16 protein-coding genes are annotated in these 19,482 nt (G+C 51.5%); 4 read left to right on the forward strand and 12 right to left on the reverse strand.

The window, feature by feature from the left end; all coding sequences use genetic code 11:
* Positions 1 to 59 precede the first annotated feature (59 nt).
* Positions 60 to 578 carry an Hcp family type VI secretion system effector gene (locus tag LF929_RS13900; protein ID WP_016940996.1) on the reverse strand — a complete coding sequence of 173 codons (519 nt, stop codon included), beginning with the start codon at positions 576 to 578 and terminating at the stop codon, positions 60 to 62.
* A 428-nt stretch (positions 579 to 1,006) separates the two neighbouring features.
* Here LF929_RS13900 and LF929_RS13905 point away from each other — a divergent pair, with 428 nt between their 5' ends.
* Positions 1,007 to 2,464 (forward strand): AMP nucleosidase, encoded by a 1,458-nt coding sequence (locus LF929_RS13905; RefSeq protein ID WP_038903838.1) that lies wholly within the window; start codon positions 1,007 to 1,009, stop codon positions 2,462 to 2,464.
* A gap of 76 nt (positions 2,465 to 2,540) precedes the next feature.
* On the opposite strand, the gene LF929_RS13910 is transcribed toward LF929_RS13905, so the two are convergent.
* Complete coding sequence (locus LF929_RS13910) at positions 2,541 to 2,879, reverse strand: hypothetical protein (RefSeq protein ID WP_038903837.1); 339 nt, start codon at positions 2,877 to 2,879, stop codon at positions 2,541 to 2,543.
* Between the two features lie 625 nt (positions 2,880 to 3,504).
* Here LF929_RS13910 and LF929_RS13915 point away from each other — a divergent pair.
* Positions 3,505 to 3,990: a Dps family protein gene (locus LF929_RS13915; RefSeq protein WP_016941869.1), complete on the forward strand. Its 486-nt coding sequence runs from the start codon at positions 3,505 to 3,507 to the stop codon at positions 3,988 to 3,990.
* Positions 3,991 to 4,378: 388 nt separating this feature from the next.
* Positions 4,379 to 5,329: a VirK/YbjX family protein gene (locus LF929_RS13920; protein ID WP_226093485.1), complete on the forward strand. Its 951-nt coding sequence runs from the start codon at positions 4,379 to 4,381 to the stop codon at positions 5,327 to 5,329.
* Positions 5,330 to 5,409: 80 nt separating this feature from the next.
* On the opposite strand, the gene LF929_RS13925 is transcribed toward LF929_RS13920, so the two are convergent.
* From LF929_RS13925 to LF929_RS13935, 3 genes are all read right to left on the reverse strand, one after another.
* On the reverse strand, positions 5,410 to 6,216 hold the full coding sequence (locus tag LF929_RS13925; RefSeq protein WP_226093486.1) for an SDR family oxidoreductase: 807 nt from the start codon (positions 6,214 to 6,216) through the stop codon (positions 5,410 to 5,412).
* Positions 6,217 to 6,446: 230 nt separating this feature from the next.
* Entirely contained in the window at positions 6,447 to 7,511 is a 1,065-nt protein-coding gene (locus tag LF929_RS13930; protein WP_226093487.1) for a diguanylate cyclase, read from the reverse strand.
* Between the two features lie 623 nt (positions 7,512 to 8,134).
* On the reverse strand, positions 8,135 to 9,649 hold the full coding sequence (locus LF929_RS13935) for a hypothetical protein (protein WP_038907439.1): 1,515 nt from the start codon (positions 9,647 to 9,649) through the stop codon (positions 8,135 to 8,137).
* Positions 9,650 to 9,851: 202 nt separating this feature from the next.
* On the opposite strand from LF929_RS13935, the gene LF929_RS13940 reads away from it, so the two are divergent.
* Positions 9,852 to 11,117 (forward strand): hypothetical protein, encoded by a 1,266-nt coding sequence (locus LF929_RS13940; protein WP_226093488.1) that lies wholly within the window; start codon positions 9,852 to 9,854, stop codon positions 11,115 to 11,117.
* Positions 11,118 to 11,226: 109 nt separating this feature from the next.
* Here the strand turns inward: LF929_RS13940 and LF929_RS13945 are convergent, their stop codons facing one another.
* The 7 genes from LF929_RS13945 to LF929_RS13975 form a co-directional block, all read right to left on the reverse strand.
* Positions 11,227 to 13,368, reverse strand: a complete 2,142-nt coding sequence (locus tag LF929_RS13945; RefSeq protein WP_226093489.1) for a YjbH domain-containing protein — start codon at positions 13,366 to 13,368, stop codon at positions 11,227 to 11,229.
* On the reverse strand, positions 13,368 to 14,147 hold the full coding sequence (locus LF929_RS13950) for a capsule biosynthesis GfcC family protein (RefSeq protein ID WP_226093490.1): 780 nt from the start codon (positions 14,145 to 14,147) through the stop codon (positions 13,368 to 13,370). The genes LF929_RS13945 and LF929_RS13950 overlap by 1 nt, the downstream gene beginning before the upstream one ends.
* Positions 14,148 to 14,156: 9 nt before the next feature.
* The gene (locus LF929_RS13955; protein ID WP_167334795.1) at positions 14,157 to 14,789 is read right to left on the reverse strand and encodes a YjbF family lipoprotein; all 633 of its coding nucleotides are present in this window, start codon (positions 14,787 to 14,789) and stop codon (positions 14,157 to 14,159) included.
* A 115-nt stretch (positions 14,790 to 14,904) separates the two neighbouring features.
* Positions 14,905 to 15,195, reverse strand: a complete 291-nt coding sequence (locus LF929_RS13960; protein ID WP_023639288.1) for a hypothetical protein — start codon at positions 15,193 to 15,195, stop codon at positions 14,905 to 14,907.
* A 377-nt stretch (positions 15,196 to 15,572) separates the two neighbouring features.
* The gene (gene gndA / locus LF929_RS13965; RefSeq protein WP_038903828.1) at positions 15,573 to 16,979 is read right to left on the reverse strand and encodes an NADP-dependent phosphogluconate dehydrogenase; all 1,407 of its coding nucleotides are present in this window, start codon (positions 16,977 to 16,979) and stop codon (positions 15,573 to 15,575) included.
* 311 nt (positions 16,980 to 17,290) lie between these two features.
* Entirely contained in the window at positions 17,291 to 18,190 is a 900-nt protein-coding gene (locus tag LF929_RS13970) for a sugar phosphate nucleotidyltransferase (protein WP_012883974.1), read from the reverse strand.
* Between the two features lie 86 nt (positions 18,191 to 18,276).
* Positions 18,277 to 19,443, reverse strand: coding sequence for a nucleotide sugar dehydrogenase (locus LF929_RS13975; RefSeq protein ID WP_038906271.1), 1,167 nt, complete (start codon positions 19,441 to 19,443; stop codon positions 18,277 to 18,279).
* Positions 19,444 to 19,482 lie beyond the last annotated feature (39 nt).

Consider the following 19,482-nt stretch of genomic DNA (forward strand, 5'->3'; position numbering starts at 1 on the left):
CCATCGCTCAGCACAGACAAAAACAGAAAAACCCGGACCGGAGTCCGGGTTGATGGCAATTACGCTTCGATCGGCGCGCGCCAGTCGTCAGAGCCGGAAGTCCCGGCCACGGTGTGTTCCCAGTCGATTTTGCGGTACGCCAGCGACACTTCGATAAGCTGGGTGTAATCCTGCTTGGACGGGTCCTGGCAGTGCGGCATCTGGTTGTTGATGTCGACGATGGTGGCGTCGGTCAGTTTGGTGGTGAAGAAGTGCTCCTGCTTGCCTTCGACAGAGGTGCGGAACCATTTCAGGGTCACGGTCGGCAGCATTTCGCCGGAGGCCAGCGCGTTATACAGCAGCGGTACGGCTTTGTTCAGTGCGACGGTGAACTTGAACGGCTTGTGCACGCGCTGACCGGCAGGCTGGCCGGACTGCGGGTCGGTCGGGACGGTGACGATGTGTTTGAATTCCTGCACCAGCATCTCGTCTTCGTGGCCCTGCACGTAGATGTTACCGACGGAGTCGGAGGTGAAGGCACCGGCAGTGATGTTGCCCTGGGTTTTACCTTCGATGCTGATATAACATGGGGTTGGCATAGTCTTGCTCCTTGTTGTTGAACGATTAGATGTGACTTCACCGTTCATAAAGCAATGACTATGCCAACTTTTATTATATTGTTTTTAAAGGGAAAAATAATATCGCCATTTTCCCTAAGTCAAATTTGAGCAAAAAATTGCGCAGACTTCCCGAAAAAACGGCATCCATTGCGCAAACAGGGATTTATGCTGGAAAGTGAGCAAGAAATTGCGCAGATTTTGTATTTATTCTGCAACAGATTAAAAACAGAACGATAACACAGCCATTTTTCGTGACATTTATCACACTTAACTTTCCTGCAAAAATGCCAGCCCCGACTTTTCAAATTCACTTTTCTCCCATCGTGCCGTGATGTGCGCTGTGCCACAATGAGCCTACGGCATGGCATCCGCCATCGCATTAATCGCATGACAAGAAAGGAGCGAAGATGAGTTATGCACCAGGCGCTGGCTTGTCCGCCAGCGAAGCGCTGGACCAGCTGGAAGCGCTGTATGAGCGCTCAGTCAAAGCGCTGCGCACCGCAATCGGTGATTTTATTACTCACGGTACTCCGCCAGATGCCGAGGCTCGCGCCAATGGGCTGTTTGTTTACCCGGAACTGCGTATCAGTTGGGATGGGCTGTCGCAAAAGCACAGCAAGACCCGTGCCTACGGTCGCCTTACCCACGGCGGCAGTTACCGCACCACGGTCACACGGCCACAGTTGTTCCGCCACTATCTGGCAGAACAACTGGCTATTTTGGAAAACGATTATTCAGCGACTATCGACGTGGTGCCGTCAGACAAGGAGATCCCTTATCCGTATGTGATCGATGGCGCGAACCTAAAGCTAGACCGTTCGATGAGTGTCGCACTGGCGCAGCATTTCCCTACCCCGTCGCTGGCACTGATCGGCGATGAAACCGCCGACGGTTTGTTACAGACACTCGATCATTTCCCACTGTCGCATTTCGATGCACTGCGTACTGATTTCTCGCTGGCTCGCCTGCGCCACTATACCGGTACCCGGGCTGAGCACTTCCAGCCGTTCGTGTTGTTTACCAACTACACCCGATATGTCGATGAGTTCGTACGCTGGGCTTGCGACCACATTGCCGATCCCGCCAGTCCGTATCAGGCATTGGCCTGCGCAGGTGGCGCGCTGATCACCGCCGATACGGAAAACCCGCAGCAGGCGGTATCCGACCTGGCATGGAAAAACCACCAGATGCCCGCTTATCACCTTATCTCACGCGAAGGACGGGGTATTACGCTGGTGAACATCGGCGTTGGGCCATCGAATGCAAAAACCATCTGTGACCATCTGGCGGTACTACGACCGCACGCCTGGCTGATGATCGGTCATTGTGGCGGCCTGCGGGAAAGTCAGAGCATCGGCGATTATGTACTGGCGCACGCTTACCTGCGCGATGACCATGTGCTGGATTCAGTACTGCCGCCGGATATCCCGATCCCCAGCATCGCCGAAGTACAGCGCGCGTTGTACGATGCCACCAAACAGGTTAGCGGCATGCCGGGCGAAGAAGTGAAGCAGCGCCTGCGCACCGGTACCGTGGTGACCACCGATGACCGCAACTGGGAGTTGCGCTACTCCGCCTCGGCGTTGCGTTTCAACCTCAGCCGGGCAGTCGCCGTCGATATGGAAAGCGCGACTATCGCCGCACAAGGGTATCGCTTCCGAGTGCCATACGGCACCTTGCTGTGCGTGTCAGATAAGCCACTGCACGGGGAGATTAAGCTGCCCGGACAGGCAAACCGCTTCTATGAAGGCGCGATTTCCGAGCATTTGCAGATTGGCATCCGTGCGGTAGACCTGCTGCGCGCTGAGGCAGAACACCTGCATTCGCGCAAACTGCGCACCTTCAACGAGCCGCCTTTCCGGTAATATCCAAGCCGCTCCCGGCCCACGGGAGCGGTTAGCGCGGATTACTGGCCCGGATATATATTGATGTTATGACGTATTACATGCACCCGGCACAACTGGTGCAGCGCCAGTCATGCGGATTCACTGCCTGATAGAAAAAGCGAAAATAGTCTTCCTCAATCGGTACCTGATGCTGTTCAAAACAGTCCGCCAGCCAGTCAACGTTTTCCAGTATCCAATCGTCTTCATCCAACCCATCCCGGTAAAGCTCATCGTCAGGGTCAATCACCGAATAAATCCCCAGCGTTCCTAAATGCTGATCGCGATATTTCTCCGGCAATTCAACTTCGCGTTCCAGATAACGAATGATCCAATGACCATGACACAAAAGATTACCATTTCGACTCCATGACACCGTAAAAGGATTTACCCTCATTTTCTAAAACCCGATAAATATCATTCTAATTGCCCCTAACTCATTCGGGTATCCATACCACACTCCGACAATCCCTGGATGAATATCCCGGCGCGAATAATACAATCAGTCGGGGAAGAAAAATATATGGAGATAAACCTATAACCCTCAATGGGTAAATGATGAATGCATTGATAAAAAACAATGTACTTGCCATTACCCTCTCATGAGGGATGAGGAGCCAGTTTGTGGTCAGAACATATTCTGTTCAAAGGTATATGCTTTTTTACTCATACCACGAATGGATAACCCATCGGTGCGCTCCTCCTCCCAATAGCTCCCTGCGGTTATCAACATGGGATGCAGTACAAAAATAGTGATGCGCCGCAAACGTTTATCCACAGAATCGTTTTATAAATGACTGTCAGGTTTTACCTGTGGTCGTCATGTTTTACAAATAGGCAGTCAGGGTTACAAATGATAGCCAGGTTTACAAATGAGAGTCAGCCCGTTGTGCCCAGTGGGTAGAGTAGGTAAGACTTCTGGTCTATGATGGGAAGGCTGTCACGTTGCCCGGTAAGTGAGCACATACCGGACGGCTGTTCATAGCGAATGCATACGCGATTGACACAAAGGAGAGCGTTATATGTCAGGCAGTAAGAAGAAAAAAAGTCCGATTGGTCTTGATGTACAGCAGTCTGAGAAAATTTCCGCCAAACTGAACACCTTGCTGGCCAACTACCAGATTCTTTACATGAATGTACGCGGCTATCACTGGAATATTTCCGGCGCAGCCTTCTTCGAACTTCATGCCAAGTTTGAGGAAATCTACAACGAACTGCTGCTGAAAATCGATGAACTGGCAGAGCGTATTCTGGCGCTGGGCGGACAGCCGTTGCATGCGTATAGCGACTATCTGAAAGTGGCGGATATCAAAGAAGACGTCAACGCTACTGATGGCAAGAAAACGCTGGAAGGGTTGCTGGCTGGCTACGCCGTGCTGTTGCAACAACAGCGGGAAATCCTGCCACTGGCAGCAGAAGCCAGTGATGAGGGCACCGCGTCGCTGATGACCGATTACATCCAGGAGCAGGAAAAACAAATCTGGATGTACAACGCCTACCTGAAATAATGCGAGCCTGATGGCCCCTAATTACCCCGTCCAATCAGGGCGGGGTACCCATATGCTGTAGCGATTATCCCATTGCTAAGATGGCATTTATTCTGTACCGATCTCTTATTGTAACGCACTTTCGGATATAAAGTTTAAATCAATCCCAAACAGAACCATAATAAGCTGGCATTTATTATTTTCGCTAAATCAATACTCAACAGCCAGGGGGTTATGATTTTTATTTTTTTCACCATCACTATAATCCCCAGCCATATACAGTGCGAGTGTTGATGATATCGCCTGTTAGCATGACAGGGTTCTTGAGCTCAAGTATTACGGTAATGCATTGTTATCGGGCATCCGCTCCCCTGTGGTTATTTTTAGCACGCTTTCACGGGGAATGTTCATGGAAAACACATCTGCACTGTCATTATTTGTTCATCTGCTAAACGGCAATTTTCTCTCTGAAAAAATCTGGCGAAAAACGGATATAAAAGCCAAATTCTTATTGCGCTCATTATTAATGCCGTCGATTACACTGCGCTATCTGAATAATATTATTAAGATTCCCGCAATGCAGAAAGCGGTAAGAATCCGGCCGATGTTACCAACCAAAATCCATCGCCCGTATCTGTCCGCCACGCTATGTGCAGCTGAGCGCGCTGATGCTATTTGCGCCCATTATACGTTTGTGGAACAACTGGCTAACCCATTTCTGAAACAGGCGTTGCTTAGCCTGGATGACTACTGTCTGGCACGGTTTTCCGGCAAGAACGGCGAAAATGTTTCGCTGATTTGCAGCACGTCGCGTTATGACAAAGAGGGGGAAGCCACCCTGCGTATTCGCTACAACGATGTGGTATTGGCATCGCTGACGTTTTCCGTGATACGTGACCAGAACCAACCCACCATCATGATCGGCGGTTTACAGGGGAAAGGCAGTGAACTGACGCGTGAGCTGACCAAAGACGCGTCGAAAGCCTGCTTCGGGTTATTTCCCAAACGTCTGTTGCTGGAGTGCTTACTGACCGTTGCGGCACTCACCGGCATCGACCGTATTCTGGCGGTAGGTGATGAAAATCATGTGTATCAGAACCTGCGCTACAGCTATCGTAAAAATAAAGTTCGCTTTTCCAGTTACAGCGAATTCTGGCTTTCTGTAAACGCGAGCAAAAACGCGCAGGGGTTGTACCAGCTGCCACTGACGATTACGCGCAAAACGCTGGAAGAATTACCCAGCAAGAAGCGAGCCCAGTACCAACGCCGTTATCAGTTACTCGATGATATCAACACCCAAATCCAACACAATCTGGGTCATATCGCGTCATCAGACGGGTTACATCGCATCGCCAGTTAACGTCCGCCGATACCGGGGAAAACCATTACCGGGAAGAACCATTACCGGGGAAAACCCTGTTCCCCGGTATGCCATCCCAATTACGCAAATCCGCCATTGCTACGAACCACCTGACCGTTGATCCAGCCTCCTTCCGGCCCAACCAGAAAAGCCACGATATTGGCGATATCCTCCGGTTCTCCCAGCCTTTCCAACGGTGTCATAGCCGTAATCGCCGCGACCTGCGCCTCGGTTTTACCGTTAAAAAACAGCTCTGTCGCCACCGGTCCTGGCGCTACCGCATTCACCGAGATCTCACGGCCGCGCAGTTCGTTCGCTAGCACGCGCACCAATCCTTCAACCCCCGCCTTAGACGCAATATAAGGACCATAACCGGGCAACGATCGGGCAATCACGCTGGTCGATAGCGCGATAATTCGCCCGCCGTTTTCCACCTGTCGGGCCGCTTCACCCAGCACAATGAACGCACCACGCAGATTGGTCGCCATCATCTTGTCGAACTGCGCCACATCGCCATCAGCAATCGGTGTGTTCGCCATCACACCAGCACTGTTGATCACCGCATCAATACGCCCGAATTCGGCTTTCGTCTGCAAAAACAGCGCCGCTACCTGCTCGGGTTCGTCCACCTGCGCCTGAATCGCCAGCGCGTGTCCACCCATGTCGTGAATCCGATTCACCACCTCGTCGGCCTGCTGGCGTTGCCGGGCAAAATTCACCACCACCCGCCAACCTTGTTGTGCCAGCTTGAGTGCAATCGCTCGGCCAATCCCCCGCGACGCGCCTGTAACAATCGCCACATTGGCATCCTGGGTGTGCTCATGTTTGGTGTGATCTTGTTGGGTGTGCCCTTGCTGAGTGTGCCCTTGCTGAGTGTATTGTTGCATTACGGCTCTCCTGTTGTATCGGGATGAAAACAGGCTGGCTTACAGCGGCCCTACCTGTTGCGGGAGATCCTATCTGGATGCCAATAGGGGATAAAGATGGATAAATGGATATGATTATTCCATTTTTACTTACAGTGATGTCGAGACGATAAATATCACTACTTAGAAATATCATGACTCACATGCAGCGCATAGCGGTGCATCACGGCAAGTGTTGTCGGTACTTTGGTTCAGGCACAGACCGTACAACCACGGCCATTATCCTTAGCCTGATACAACGCCGTATCCGCTGCTTTCAGCCAGACCCGGTAATCTTCCATGCCGGGATGAAACTCAACCAGTCCAACGCTGATGCTGACCCGCAGCGCCGGGGCGTGGTGCAGTTGTATATCGTGCAGATATTCGCGTAATTGCTGGATAATACGTTCTGCCTCAGCAGTCGCCGTCTGTGGCAGCACCATACCAAATTCATCTCCGCCAAAACGGCCGGTGATGTCTGATTGCCGCAACGTCGACTTAATACCGCGGCTCAGCAATAAAATCACATCATCACCAACATGATGGCCAAAGCTGTCATTAATACGCTTGAAGTGATCGATATCCAGTAATGCCAGTGTCGCCACCTGCGGGCAGTGCACACACAGTTCAAACTCGCTTTTGAGCAACTGCTCCCAGTGGTGCCGGTTGTACAACCGGGTCATGCCATCAAGTTGGCTGATCTCCCGCAACTGACGCTTATGTTCAGCCAGTTTGATGGCGGTACGATACGTCACCAGGCCCACCAGTATGGGATAGATAAGTAACATCGGCAGGCAAAAGTAGATCTGCTCAGGCGTCGTCGCAAACACAATCGGCCGATGAACCAGCCAGAGGATCGCCACCACGGTGATCAGTTGAATAGCCAGTCCCTGAACAAAAAGCCGCAACCCACCGGCGGCAATATTGTTCATCCCCATCATCGATATGATCAGCACGGACGGCAGAGAATTCAGGCCCATCATGCCAATCCAGATCCCCCCCATGAAGGCATCAAATCGCAGATTGCCCTTCTCAAACCGCATCGGGTCATCTGCCCGGCTGGCTAGCCACAACGCCAGATGTGGCCAGAGAAAACCGTTGAAAAACAATACACCCCACACCCACCCTGGTTGGGTCAGGTCATACAAAACAGCGGCTACATAGAAAAAACCGAGCCCTAATCCCATCAGGCGAGGAATATAAACACGTCTGGCAAACGCCAGTCCCGAGCGGCGTTGATCACGTTCAGCCGGTGTAAAGACAAATGCCGAACTCATGCCCATTCTCCTTTTTATAATCATTATCATGGGGACATGCCGACATTATTCCAAATTCCCGTTCAGAGCGCTTCATTTAAGAGACAATTTTGCTTAAAACAGGGCGAACCCATGTAATGGGTTAAACAATCCGCGCGATAACCTGAATATCGCGCAGCACATCACCAGAGAGCACGCATTATCGGCATGGAATCAGACGATTACATGACAGGGAAAAGAGAAAGAGGGAAAAAAGGGCGGAAAAACAGTAAGGAAGGACACTGCCGAAGGGTGTTGATACGCGGCCAGTCCACAGGGGGAGAACCGGCCGCGGGGACATCAGGGATGATCCGCTCCGTTTACGGGCTGATAATGAAAACCACCGTGGCCGCCATGCCCGCCACCGGGCCCTCCCCACGGGGGTGGAAAGATACAACCGCTCAGGCTTGCAATTAATGCCAGAAAACCGACCATTTTGACGACACTTCTCATGATTCACCTCACTATCAACGGGTGCCATCATAGGGATGCCGCGCGCAGGCAACAAGTCAGATATTAATAAAAAATCAATTAGTTACACAACCTTTCATTGCCTACATCCCACTATCGTAAAATGATCACATTCCTTACATCTGGCACGGCCATCAACAACTGATCAGTTTCAGTTCATGCATATCCAGATAATCACCCACACTGGCCGAGGAAAGATTGAATGACAACGCAAACAGCCAGGCGCTGCGCGGAACCTTCCAGAGAGTACCGGAACTGCCCTTCTGTAACTGATCACTACGCTGGATACAATCTTTACCGTCACGCGTCAGATCCATCATGACGGGACCGGGACCATTCTCACCATAGGCGTGGAGGGCTTTGGTAATGGCGACTTTATTGGTCGCGGAGGTTTGCGCCTGCCAGACCACACCGATTTGATCATGCCCATTGACCGGTATCAGAAACTGCAACTGTACGTTATCGCTGGCGGCGATTTTGACAAACCGCCCGTTGTCTTCTTTGATGTGTGCCGGATCGTAGCGACAGGCACAACCGGCAGCACCAGGATAAACCACGGTACTGCCGTTATCGTTCAGGGCGATCAGCTCCGCCATCTGATTGGTGAAAATCAGGTTATTCTTCCAGCACGGTCGATTGGAGATCACACAAGACGTGACATTAATGCCATCGGTCGCAAAACGCACACTGGTCAGTGTGGTCTGATAGTCAAATGCCTGATCAAAAATCACATAGGGTTGTTCGGGATTCTGACGCACGAAAATCGCCCCACCATTAAATACAAAACTGGCGTTCTTTTTTCTGAGTACAACCACCGGTTGTTTACGCTTCACGTACTCGACATGGCCGTTAATCTCGACATGGCCTTCATTAATCAGCGCTATCCCTTCACAATAATCAAAGCTGCCCGCCTGCCAGTAGACCACACCGTCCGGGTTATCGATTTCAAACGCATAGCCGCCGTTTTGCCAGATGCAGCCGATGAACGTAAAACGCTCATAAGAATCCGGCTGACGGGTCAGGTACAGCAGGCGATCACAGTTATTAAAACCGCAGGAAAACCAATTCCAGCCCCACCCACCAGCACCATTGGAAAAGACCCGCCTGAACCCGGTGAAGCGGCAGGAATAAATACTGAGCAGACAGGACGCATTACGGTTAGAGTTGTTCTCCGGGTTATAGGCAAAAAACAGATCTAACGTTCTCTTTTCCGAAATAAAATGCACACCGGAAAAAAAACTGTCAACGATATTACTGTAAGCGGCATCCACATCTGGATTACCTGTCACCACAATCGCGTAGTTATCAAAATTACCATTTTTGGTAAAAATAATTGTCAGCGGACCATGAATAGAAACTTTCGATGCATCGATTTTAATTGTGGAAGAAACCTGCACGACCCCCTGTAGCATTAACCTGACTTTTTGCTGTGCATTTGATAACGACTTTGATTGCTCCAGCATATCATTAAGAAGCGTCTGAAAAGGGCCGGTGGAATCATTCTTTCCGGAGAAATCAATATTGTAATTCCTGATATCGCGGGTAAAGGCAACAGCATCATTATTAAAGGTATTATTATTTTGAGATGCCGCCGCAGATGTCGCTGCCAGCGATGCCAGGCTGCCGGCAAGGAAATCTCTTCTGTTCATAGCCATTTCTCCAACATCAATTAATTCAATACATTAAGATTAACAACTCGCCTGGTGAAACGTCATTTATTGATAAACACCATGATAAACAATCACGTCAATAACTGTCATAATCCTTCTGAAAAAATAATTAAAAATTCAATTCAATCTGCTTTATCATCACTCATGATAGAACAGCAAATGAGATAGGGAGAATAGAAAATTGAAAGCAACCATAAAGCATGATCCTCTTTACTGGACAATGCTTTGCATTTTCCTGATACCGCAGTTTGTGTTTGTATTTCTGCAACAATCCTCATTGGCACCAGGGATGATGGTGGCTATCGTCCCCATTTATATTTATGGCCTGCGCCATATGAAAATGCTGTCATTTTCCAGTGGAAAAATCTTACTTTTCTCGATAGTGGTATTTATATTACTGGCACAGTCCGGTTATATCGCCGCGATGTCTGATAATTACAAGCCTTTATTTACCTTACCTGCACTGATTATTATTTTTCTTGGTGCCATACTGTTATCTAATCGCTTGTTAACGGTTTCTCCCGCTACGCTGGCTAGCGTGTTTCGCGCCGTGACCTATACGCTATTGTTGCTGGGCTGGCTCTCGGTTATCCATCGCATTGACATCGGCAGCTATGCGGCCAAACCCAAAGCGGTATTTCCCTTTTCCGAAGAGAGCCATTACGCACTGACGGTAGGCCTGTTTGTGTGCGCCAGCGGCATTCTGATGAAAAACCGGGAACGCCTGGTACTGCTGGGGAACCTGCTGTTGCAGGCGTTGATTTTCCCTAGCCTGACGTTACTGGTGTTCTGCATGATGGCGATTTTCGTCTTCTGGATGGCGCGCCGTGTCACACTGATGTTAACGGTGCTCGTCATCGTGGTCGTCGCAGTCTATATCATGTTGACCTACTTCTCCGACCTGCCTGCCATCGCCTACTTTGGATCACGTCTGGCTATCAGTGACGATACCGATAACCTGACCACGCTGGTGTTCCTGCAAGGGCTGGACGATGCGAAGAACGCCTTGCTGGAAAGTCACGGTATCGGTCTGGGGCTACAAATGGCTGGTACCAATGGCGTTGGCCAATACGGGTATGTCATCCAGTCGCTGGCGGGTAGTGATTTCAACCGCAACGACGGCGGTTTTCTGGCGTCGAAAATCGTCAGCGAATTCGGTGCTGTCGGCCTGCTACTGAGCGCCGGTTACTTGTGGGTTCTGAAAAAAGCCGTCAATACCATCAACCGCATCCGCGATAATACGGACACTGAGTCGACACTGTTGAAAATCGCTATGGCGGTCGTGATAGGGTATGCCGTTGAATTTTTCCTGCGCGGTTATGGTTACTTTTCGCCAGGGTTATTCCTGTTCGTCACCATGATGATGGTCAGCAGCACACTGCATCGTCGGCAGGCCACCGCCCTGCCCCCATTGGCATCCCAGCCGTCACTCCAGTTCCAGCGCTGATACGCCCCGACACCTCCAGTTTGGTTTGAGAGGTGTCGGCAACGATTCGGGCTGCGCGTGTTCCATGGGGGGCTCATCCCCCCCGAACGCGATATTCCTTATCAACCATTTATTCCTTATCAACCATGTTGTACAGCACATCACGTCTATCCAGCATCTGGCCGCCATCTCGGGTGAGCGGTACCCAACCAATGGAGCCGCGGCGGGTCGTCGGCGAACTAAACAGCAAATCAAATGGAATCGTAAAGTAGATGCCCTTGGTGAAACTGCCTTCGCCGTACTCACTGGCACTGACATTGGTGACGGTCGCAAAAGCACCGGCCACAATCCCGCTGTCGAAACGGCGCGACAGATCCAGCGTGATACCTTTATCGCCCGCCAGATAGCGCCCAACACTGATTTTCGCCAGCCCACCTTTGACAAACGGCAACGACCAGTAGGTGGTGAGATGACCGGTGGTGACGCTGTAATCCCTCAGCCGTTGCGGGTCGTCCCAGTCACGTTGCTTAACGTAGTTAACATCCATCCCGACCGCCCAGTTGCTACCAAATGGCCGATACAGCACTTCTCCCCCTACCCCGGCATACATCATTTCCAGATAACCGCCATAGACCTGGGTATACCAGTCGCGAGCGGGGTGATCGTAACGAGACAGTTGCAGATTGGTCAGCAAGACATCTGACGACGTCACATATTCACGGATATGGGTACGAACACGAGGTAGCGCGGCACCATCCTGCGGCGGTGATTTAAAATTGAATTGATCGTAGTTGTTGAGCAGGTTGATGTTCAGCGTACCGCCCAACCGCCAGTTGTCCGTAATGCGGTAATCCGCGCTGGCATTCGCGGACAACTGATACATATAAAACGATTCTGGTCCACCAAACGACTGCTGCAACGACGGGTCAATGCCGTAGGAAAAACGCGGCGGCGTGGTATGCAACACCTGTTGGCCGCGCGGCTCCGACAAGGGCTCAACACGATAGGGATCCGGTTCATCCACCCCCAGCGGGGTGCTGCCGGATTCCAGCTGACGAAATGCAGCCGCATCCACACGGGTACTGGTGGTGGTCAGCGGGCCGCTACGCGTTACAATATGATATTGCGCCACACTCTCCGGCAGGTTATTCGCCAGCACCGTTGCCGCCCGTCGGCTGGCCTGCGCATCACTGTTATATTTATACTGATCCGCCACCACCGTGACCTGCTGACCATCAGTATAAATATCTGGTTCGCTAAAACCGGCCTGCTCATCAAGCTCTTGCGAGACACGCCGCCAGTCTGTGCCGCCAGCTGCATTTTTCGATGGCAGATAGACCGGTGGTTCATCATCCGGGTGCTGTGGTCTGAGCCGATTAAAGTTGGTTCGCAGGGTAAAGCCCCACATCAGGGTATTGCCACGTTCCCACGACAGCGAGGTATCCAGCCAATCGGTAGCGCGATACACCAGGCCGACGTTAATCGGCGAATCCTGCTTGATATGCTGTGAGGCGGGGCGAGTCAGATCAGCGGCCTCCTTACTGTAATCGTTACTGTCGTATTCCAGCTTGATGCGCAGTGGGTCCCAGGGGGTCTGGTATTCCAGCCCGGCGAATAGCGCGGCTGGTCCGTGGAAAAAATTCTTCGCCGCGAATTGCCCGGTTTCGGTGGAGGCGGAGCGGGTACAGAATCCCGCAGACAACCGACAGGCAGGGTTGGTGATATTCCCGCTCTGCGCCATATTGCCCCAGCCCATCCCCAGTGAGAAATCGAACGGTCCCCAGCGTTTACTGGCCACCAGATATTCGCTGTCGAACAAGCCAGTCCCGGCGATATCCCTCAAGCCCAGAGAGACCTGCGGCAACCAACGACTTTCCTGCCATAACCGCGCTTTGACATCAAAACTCTTGTCTTTATAGGTTTGATGTCCACTGAACGAGGGCGAGGTGCTGTAAGGCCGGGTACGAATATCGGTATAGCGTAGGGTCATTTCCAGCCAGTCGAGCGGCTGCAGTGAGATGGCATAACGACGATATTCCTGATTATCACGGTAGCTGGCGCTAAACTCACCGGTGTCCGCCATACGTGCGCTCGGCATCTGCCATAACCCTACGCCACCAAAATCCATCTGCGACACGCCAGCGGGTTGGTAATAACCGCTACGATTCACTGCGTCGTTATTATCCCCATCCGCCGCCTGAGCCGACGTTCCCAATGCGCTACCTATCGCCAGTGACAGGCAGCGTAGTTTCAACATTGTGTGATTAGCCATTAGTGTGGAATCCGATTGGCAAGATAGTCGGCAATCTGCGCATTCAGCGAAGAGAAGCCGTCAGGCAAAATGGAAGGATCGAAACCGATGAACAGCGTTTCTCCGGCCGCCGGTTCATGGTGCTGGCGATTCCAGATAGCCAGTGGAACCTTGCGCCAGTGCCCGTCACCCGAGATCAGATACCCTTCCCGGTTATCACCGCCCGGCAAGAAACGTCGCCTGCCAATGTATTGCTCGACCGACCAGCCTGGCTGAAGGTCGATGTCCTTAAACACGTTTGGTGTGCCGATATCAATGCCGGTACTGATTAACCCAAACAGGAAGAACTGTTGCCGATACGGCGATAGATAGAGGGTGTAGTTCCCTACCAGCGGGCGATTCTTCCGCGGTGATAAACGGATGATGTCCGGCGCGATACTGGCGCGAATGCGGCCAACGGCGTTCACTTGTTTTAGCGCCTGCGCCATATACCAGGCGGCTATCGCCCAGTCGCCATCGCCGTCAATCTGCCAGGCCAGTTGCAGTTGATAGAGCCGGGCCTGTAATTTCTCTCCCGCTTCTTTGGCTTGCTGCGTAACACTCTCATTGGTGAGTAATGCCGTCTGCCAGTTAATATTGTCCGCAAACGTTATCCGGCTGTAGAACTGATCCAGACGCGTACCGTCATCCTGCACGACGGCAGGCAACGTTTCATTCGCAACCTTGACCGTTAACTGCGCTGCCCCTGATGTTCCGGCCACCAGCAATAACAGGGCAGCCAGACGATTGAATGACAACATAAAATAACCCTATTTATTGTATGGCTTAAGCACAGTGAACTGAACCTGAGCCATGTTTGGCCCCATGTACTGGTAGCTTTGGATGACCTGCCCGGAAGCTGGATCCAGCCAGTATTGGTTGGTGTAATGTGTGCCCAGCGCCGGAACGGTTACCTGCTCATCAAAACGCACTGCCTTTATTGGGGTGTTCAGTACCGTCAGGGTTTCCAGACCTTTGTTCTCGAAGACAGATTGCAGGTCATAGCCGCCACGCAGCACCTGTGACCAATTCACCACGGTGTGCCAGTTTTTGGGTGTACCAGGTTTGAGCAAACCGAGGCTCAGCGGGTCTGACTCCAGTTCGGTAACATGCCGAATGTCTTCTCCCCACCCTTGCGTTTTCACCAGTCGCCCAAAACGCGTCGTCACACTGTTTTTATCTTCCGTCACCCATTGCAACTGCTGGTTATCAACAAACGCGAGTACGACAAAAGCACGCGGTGCCTTACCTACTTTCAGATACGCCGAGGCATAGGGAAGTTGTGCAACCTGTTGTGGCGTCATGCTTACGTCTTCCCTTCCCCACAACGCCAGCCGAAAGTCCCGCCCAAGTTGACTGATTTGCTGAGAACACCCTGTCAGCCCCGGTATGAAGCAAAACATCACCAGTATCCTGAACAGTGTTAACTCAAGGATTCTTTTCATTGTTCGGGTTCTCGCCTGAACATCCTGAAGCAGAAAAAAGGCCACCGGAGTGGCCTTGGTGAATAGCCCATCATTAACCGCGAGTTGACGTCACGGTTGAGGTGCTGGTTCCTACGGTACTGGAGGTCGTACTGGTGGAGGCAGATACGACGCCAGCCGCGACGGCACGGCCGAACCCATAGCCATAGCCGGTACCGCGGCCATGAGCCGCACTAAACGCATGAGAACCAGCCGCGATACCGCTGCCCTGGAAGGTCACCCCTCCAACAGGCTGGCCGCCATTGACTGCCGGCTGTTCAGCCGCCAGTGCACCCGCCGGGATGGCCAGAGCCAACACCAGGGTCGCCAACGTTTTCTTCATCATTACCATTTCCTTTTATTTCCCGTTAAGGAGATAGGACAGGGATAATTCGAAAATTATTCCCTACCCCACGACTGGCCGAATTAATCAGCCAGGTTGGATCTTCCCCATGACTGATGAAGTAATTATTTCAATTCATCCTTTACGAAATAATCACCCGCATACGGGAAGTATCCGAACCAAGACTCAGATAAAGAATAAGAAAAGCAGGATTAGACAGATAAGAAAATAAGACAAGTCGCAAGAGCGCTGATTTTTCCTCATTGGTTACAATGAGATGAAATATTCTCGGAAAAGTCTTAGTTATTTACGATGAGATATTGAGAAAGAAAAACCGGATATTTCTATCCGGTTTTGAGATAGGGAAATATTTCAGAATATTATTCCAACCATTCAGTATGGAATACGCCTTCTTTATCAATACGTTTATAAGTATGCGCACCGAAATAATCGCGCTGAGCCTGAATCAGGTTAGCCGGTAATACCGCGGAGCGATAGCTGTCATAATAAGCGATTGCCGCAGAGAAAGTCGGAGTCGGGATACCCTGCTGTACCGCATAAGACACCACATCACGCAGCGCCTGCTGATAGTCGTCGGCGACCTGGCGGAAGTATGGTGCCAGCAGCAAATTGGCAATATCGGCGTTTTCGGCATAAGCATCGGTGATCTTCTGCAAGAACTGGGCGCGAATGATACAACCGGCCCGGAAGATCTTAGCGATTTCACCGTAGTTCAGGCTCCAGTTGTTTTCGTCAGAAGCCGCTTTCAACTGAGAGAAACCCTGCGCATAGGAAACGATTTTCCCCAGATACAGCGCACGACGCACTTTTTCCACAAACCCGGCTTTGTCGCCATTGAACGCCTGCGCTACCGGGCCACTCAGCACCTTAGAGGCAGCCACACGCTGGTTTTTCAGCGAAGACAGGTAACGAGCAAACACCGATTCGGTAATCAGAGACAACGGCTCGCCCAGATCCAGCGAGCTCTGGCTGGTCCATTTACCGGTACCTTTGTTAGCCGCTTCATCGAGAATCACATCGACCAGGTATTTACCGTCTTCATCTTTCTTGGTGAAAATATCGGCAGTTATCTCAATCAGGTAGCTGCTCAGTTCACCTTTGTTCCACTCAGCAAAGGTGCTTGCCAGCTCGTCATTAGAAAGCCCGAGCGCCTGTTTCAGCAATGCATAGGCTTCCGCAATCAACTGCATGTCACCGTATTCGATGCCGTTGTGCACCATTTTCACATAATGACCGGCACCGTCAGCGCCAATATAGGTCACGCAAGGCTCGCCTTCGGCACGGGCAGCAATCTGCTGCAGAATCGGCGCGACCAGTTCATAGGCTTCTTTCTGGCCGCCAGGCATAATGGACGGGCCCTTCAGCGCGCCTTCCTCACCACCAGACACGCCGGTGCCGATGAAGTTAAACCCTTCGGCAGACAGCTCACGGTTACGGCGGATAGTGTCTTTATAGAAGGTGTTGCCGCCATCGATCAGGATGTCGCCTTTTTCCAGATACGGTTTCAGTGACTCAATGGTTTTGTCCGTCGCTTCGCCTGCTTTAACCATCAACAGGATACGGCGCGGTTTTTCCAGAGATTCAACAAACTCTTCAACGGTGTAGCACGGTACCAGTTTTTTACCTGGATTCTCGGCAATCACTTCGTCCGTTTTGTCTGAGGAACGGTTAAAGACGGAAACGGTATAACCACGGCTTTCAATGTTAAGCGCCAGATTGCGCCCCATGACCGCCATACCGACAACGCCAATTTGCTGTTTGGACATTAAAACAACTCCTGTCTGAAGGTAACCTGCCTGCAGCTGATTGCGCCCCAGGCAACAAAAAGCAGGCTGACATGGTAACCCAGCTAACGGCTGAGTGGGTAGTTATTGGTGCGACAAGCTCGCTGGCAGGAGTTCTACAGAAGGTGTGTTACCGGTAAATCAGGAAAACAAAAACAATACAACCCATTATCGCGCTATTAATGCCCCTGGTAATCATATGACTACAATCAGAAATCACTACTGTCAGAAATAACTACAGTCAGAAAAAACCCGATAACACCAAAGCGTGTTATCGGGTGTTCAAGGGCTGATTAATATTTCTCCAGCAACGCCTTGATTTTAGTTTTAAAGGCATCACCCAGTTCTGGGTTGCGCAGACCGTAGGAAACAAACGCCTGCACATAACCCATCTTCCGTCCGCAGTTGAAGCTGCGTCCCGTCATCTGAACCGCATCCACCTGCTGGGTTTTGATAAGCTCAGCGATAGCGTCGGTCAACTGGATACGACCCCACGCGCCCGCCACGATGTTTTCCAGAATCGGCCAGGCTTCGGCCGTCAGCACATAACGGCCAACCGCGGACAGGTCCGAGCCTTCCACCGGCGCCAGTTCCGGTTTCTCAATCATGGAGGTGATCGCCGACGCATCGCCCGCCTGATTCAGCGGCTTCTCACATTCCACGATGGAGTATTCCGGCAACACTTCGTACGGGCGGTGTTTTACCAGCACCTGACTGTGGCCGGTTTCTTCAAAACGGGAAATCAGCAGCGCCAGATTGTCTTTCGACTGATCGGCGGAGCTGTCGTCCATCACCACATCCGGCAGCACCACGACAAACGGCGCGTTGCCGACAATCGGGTGAGCGCAGGACACCGCGTGCCCCAGACCCAACGTCTGCCCCTGACGCACGTTCATGATGGTCACGCCCGGCGGGCAAATGGACTTAACTTCCGCCAGTAACTGACGTTTGGCGCGCTCTTCCAGCATCGACTCCAGCTCGAAAGAGGTATCAAAATGGTTTTCAATGGCATTTTTAGAGGCGTGCGTGACCAGCACAATCTCTTTAATCCCCGCATTAACGCATTCGTTGACAATCTTTTCGATTACCGGCCTGTCAACCAGCGGAAGCATCTCTTTCGGAATCGCTTTGGTAACCGGCAACAAGTTCATCCCTAAGCCGGCAACAGGGATAATCGCTTTTAATGCTGTCATTTCGTGTTCTCTCAAAAAACATGCTGCTGTTTGTCGCGACGAGGCAACGACCGCGCCACATTGATTTTTCTGGCGCCAGAATACACCTAATCAGCCCCAAAGAGATCGCGGGTATACACTTTTTCCATTACATCAGACAATTCTGGTGCCATCCGGTTCGACAGAATGACATCAGACATCTGTTTGAATTCTTCCAGATCATGAATCACACGGGAACGGAAGAACTCCGACTCTTTCAACGCAGGCTCATACACCACCACGTCGATACCTTTAGCCTTGATTCGCTTCATCACCCCTTGAATCGCGGAGGCGCGGAAATTATCAGACCCGGTTTTCATCACCAGCCGGTAAATACCCACCACTTTCGGACCGCGTCGAATCACTGAATCAGCAATGAAATCCTTACGAGTGGTATTGGCATCGACAATCGCCCGAATCAGGTTATTCGGCACGGATTCATAGTTAGCCAGCAGTTGCTTGGTGTCCTTCGGCAGACAGTAGCCACCATAACCAAACGATGGGTTGTTGTAGTGCTGGCCGATACGCGGATCCAAGCCAACGCCTTCGATAATCTGCTTGCTATCCAATCCCAGTGTCTGGGCATAGGTATCAAGCTCATTGAAATAGGCGACACGCATTGCCAGATAGGTATTGGCAAACAATTTGATCGCTTCGGCTTCGGTTAACCCGGTAAACAGCACCGGAATATTGGTCTTGATGGCCCCATCGACCAGCAGACGAGCGAAACGCTCAGCACGTTCAGAACGCTCACCCACCACGATACGGGAAGGATACAGGTTATCGTACAGTGCACGGCCTTCACGCAGGAACTCCGGCGAGAAAATGATATTTTCTGTGCCAAACTGCTCACGAACCTGTGCGGTATATCCCACCGGGATAGTGGATTTGATGATCATAACGGCGTCTGGGTTCACTTCCAGTACCTTGCTGATCACTGCTTCCACCGAGCGCGTGTTGAAGTAATTGGTTTTCGGATCGTAATCTGTCGGCGTGGCGATAATCACGAACTCCGCCCCCCGATACGCGGACTCAGCATCCAGCGTGGCGCGAAAATTCAGCGCCGGGTTGCGCAGATACGCTTCGATTTCCTTATCGACAATCGGGGAGATGCCTTTGTTCAGCATATCCACTTTTTCGGCGATGATATCCACCGCGACGACTTCATTATGCTGCGCCAGCAGCATAGCGTTGGACAAGCCAACATAACCGGTACCCGCAATTGCAATTTTCATCATCTGTCCACATTCATCCTACCGGGTAACACGCTGTAC

This window comes from Dickeya oryzae (assembly GCF_020406815.2).
Taxonomy (GTDB): domain Bacteria; phylum Pseudomonadota; class Gammaproteobacteria; order Enterobacterales; family Enterobacteriaceae; genus Dickeya; species Dickeya oryzae.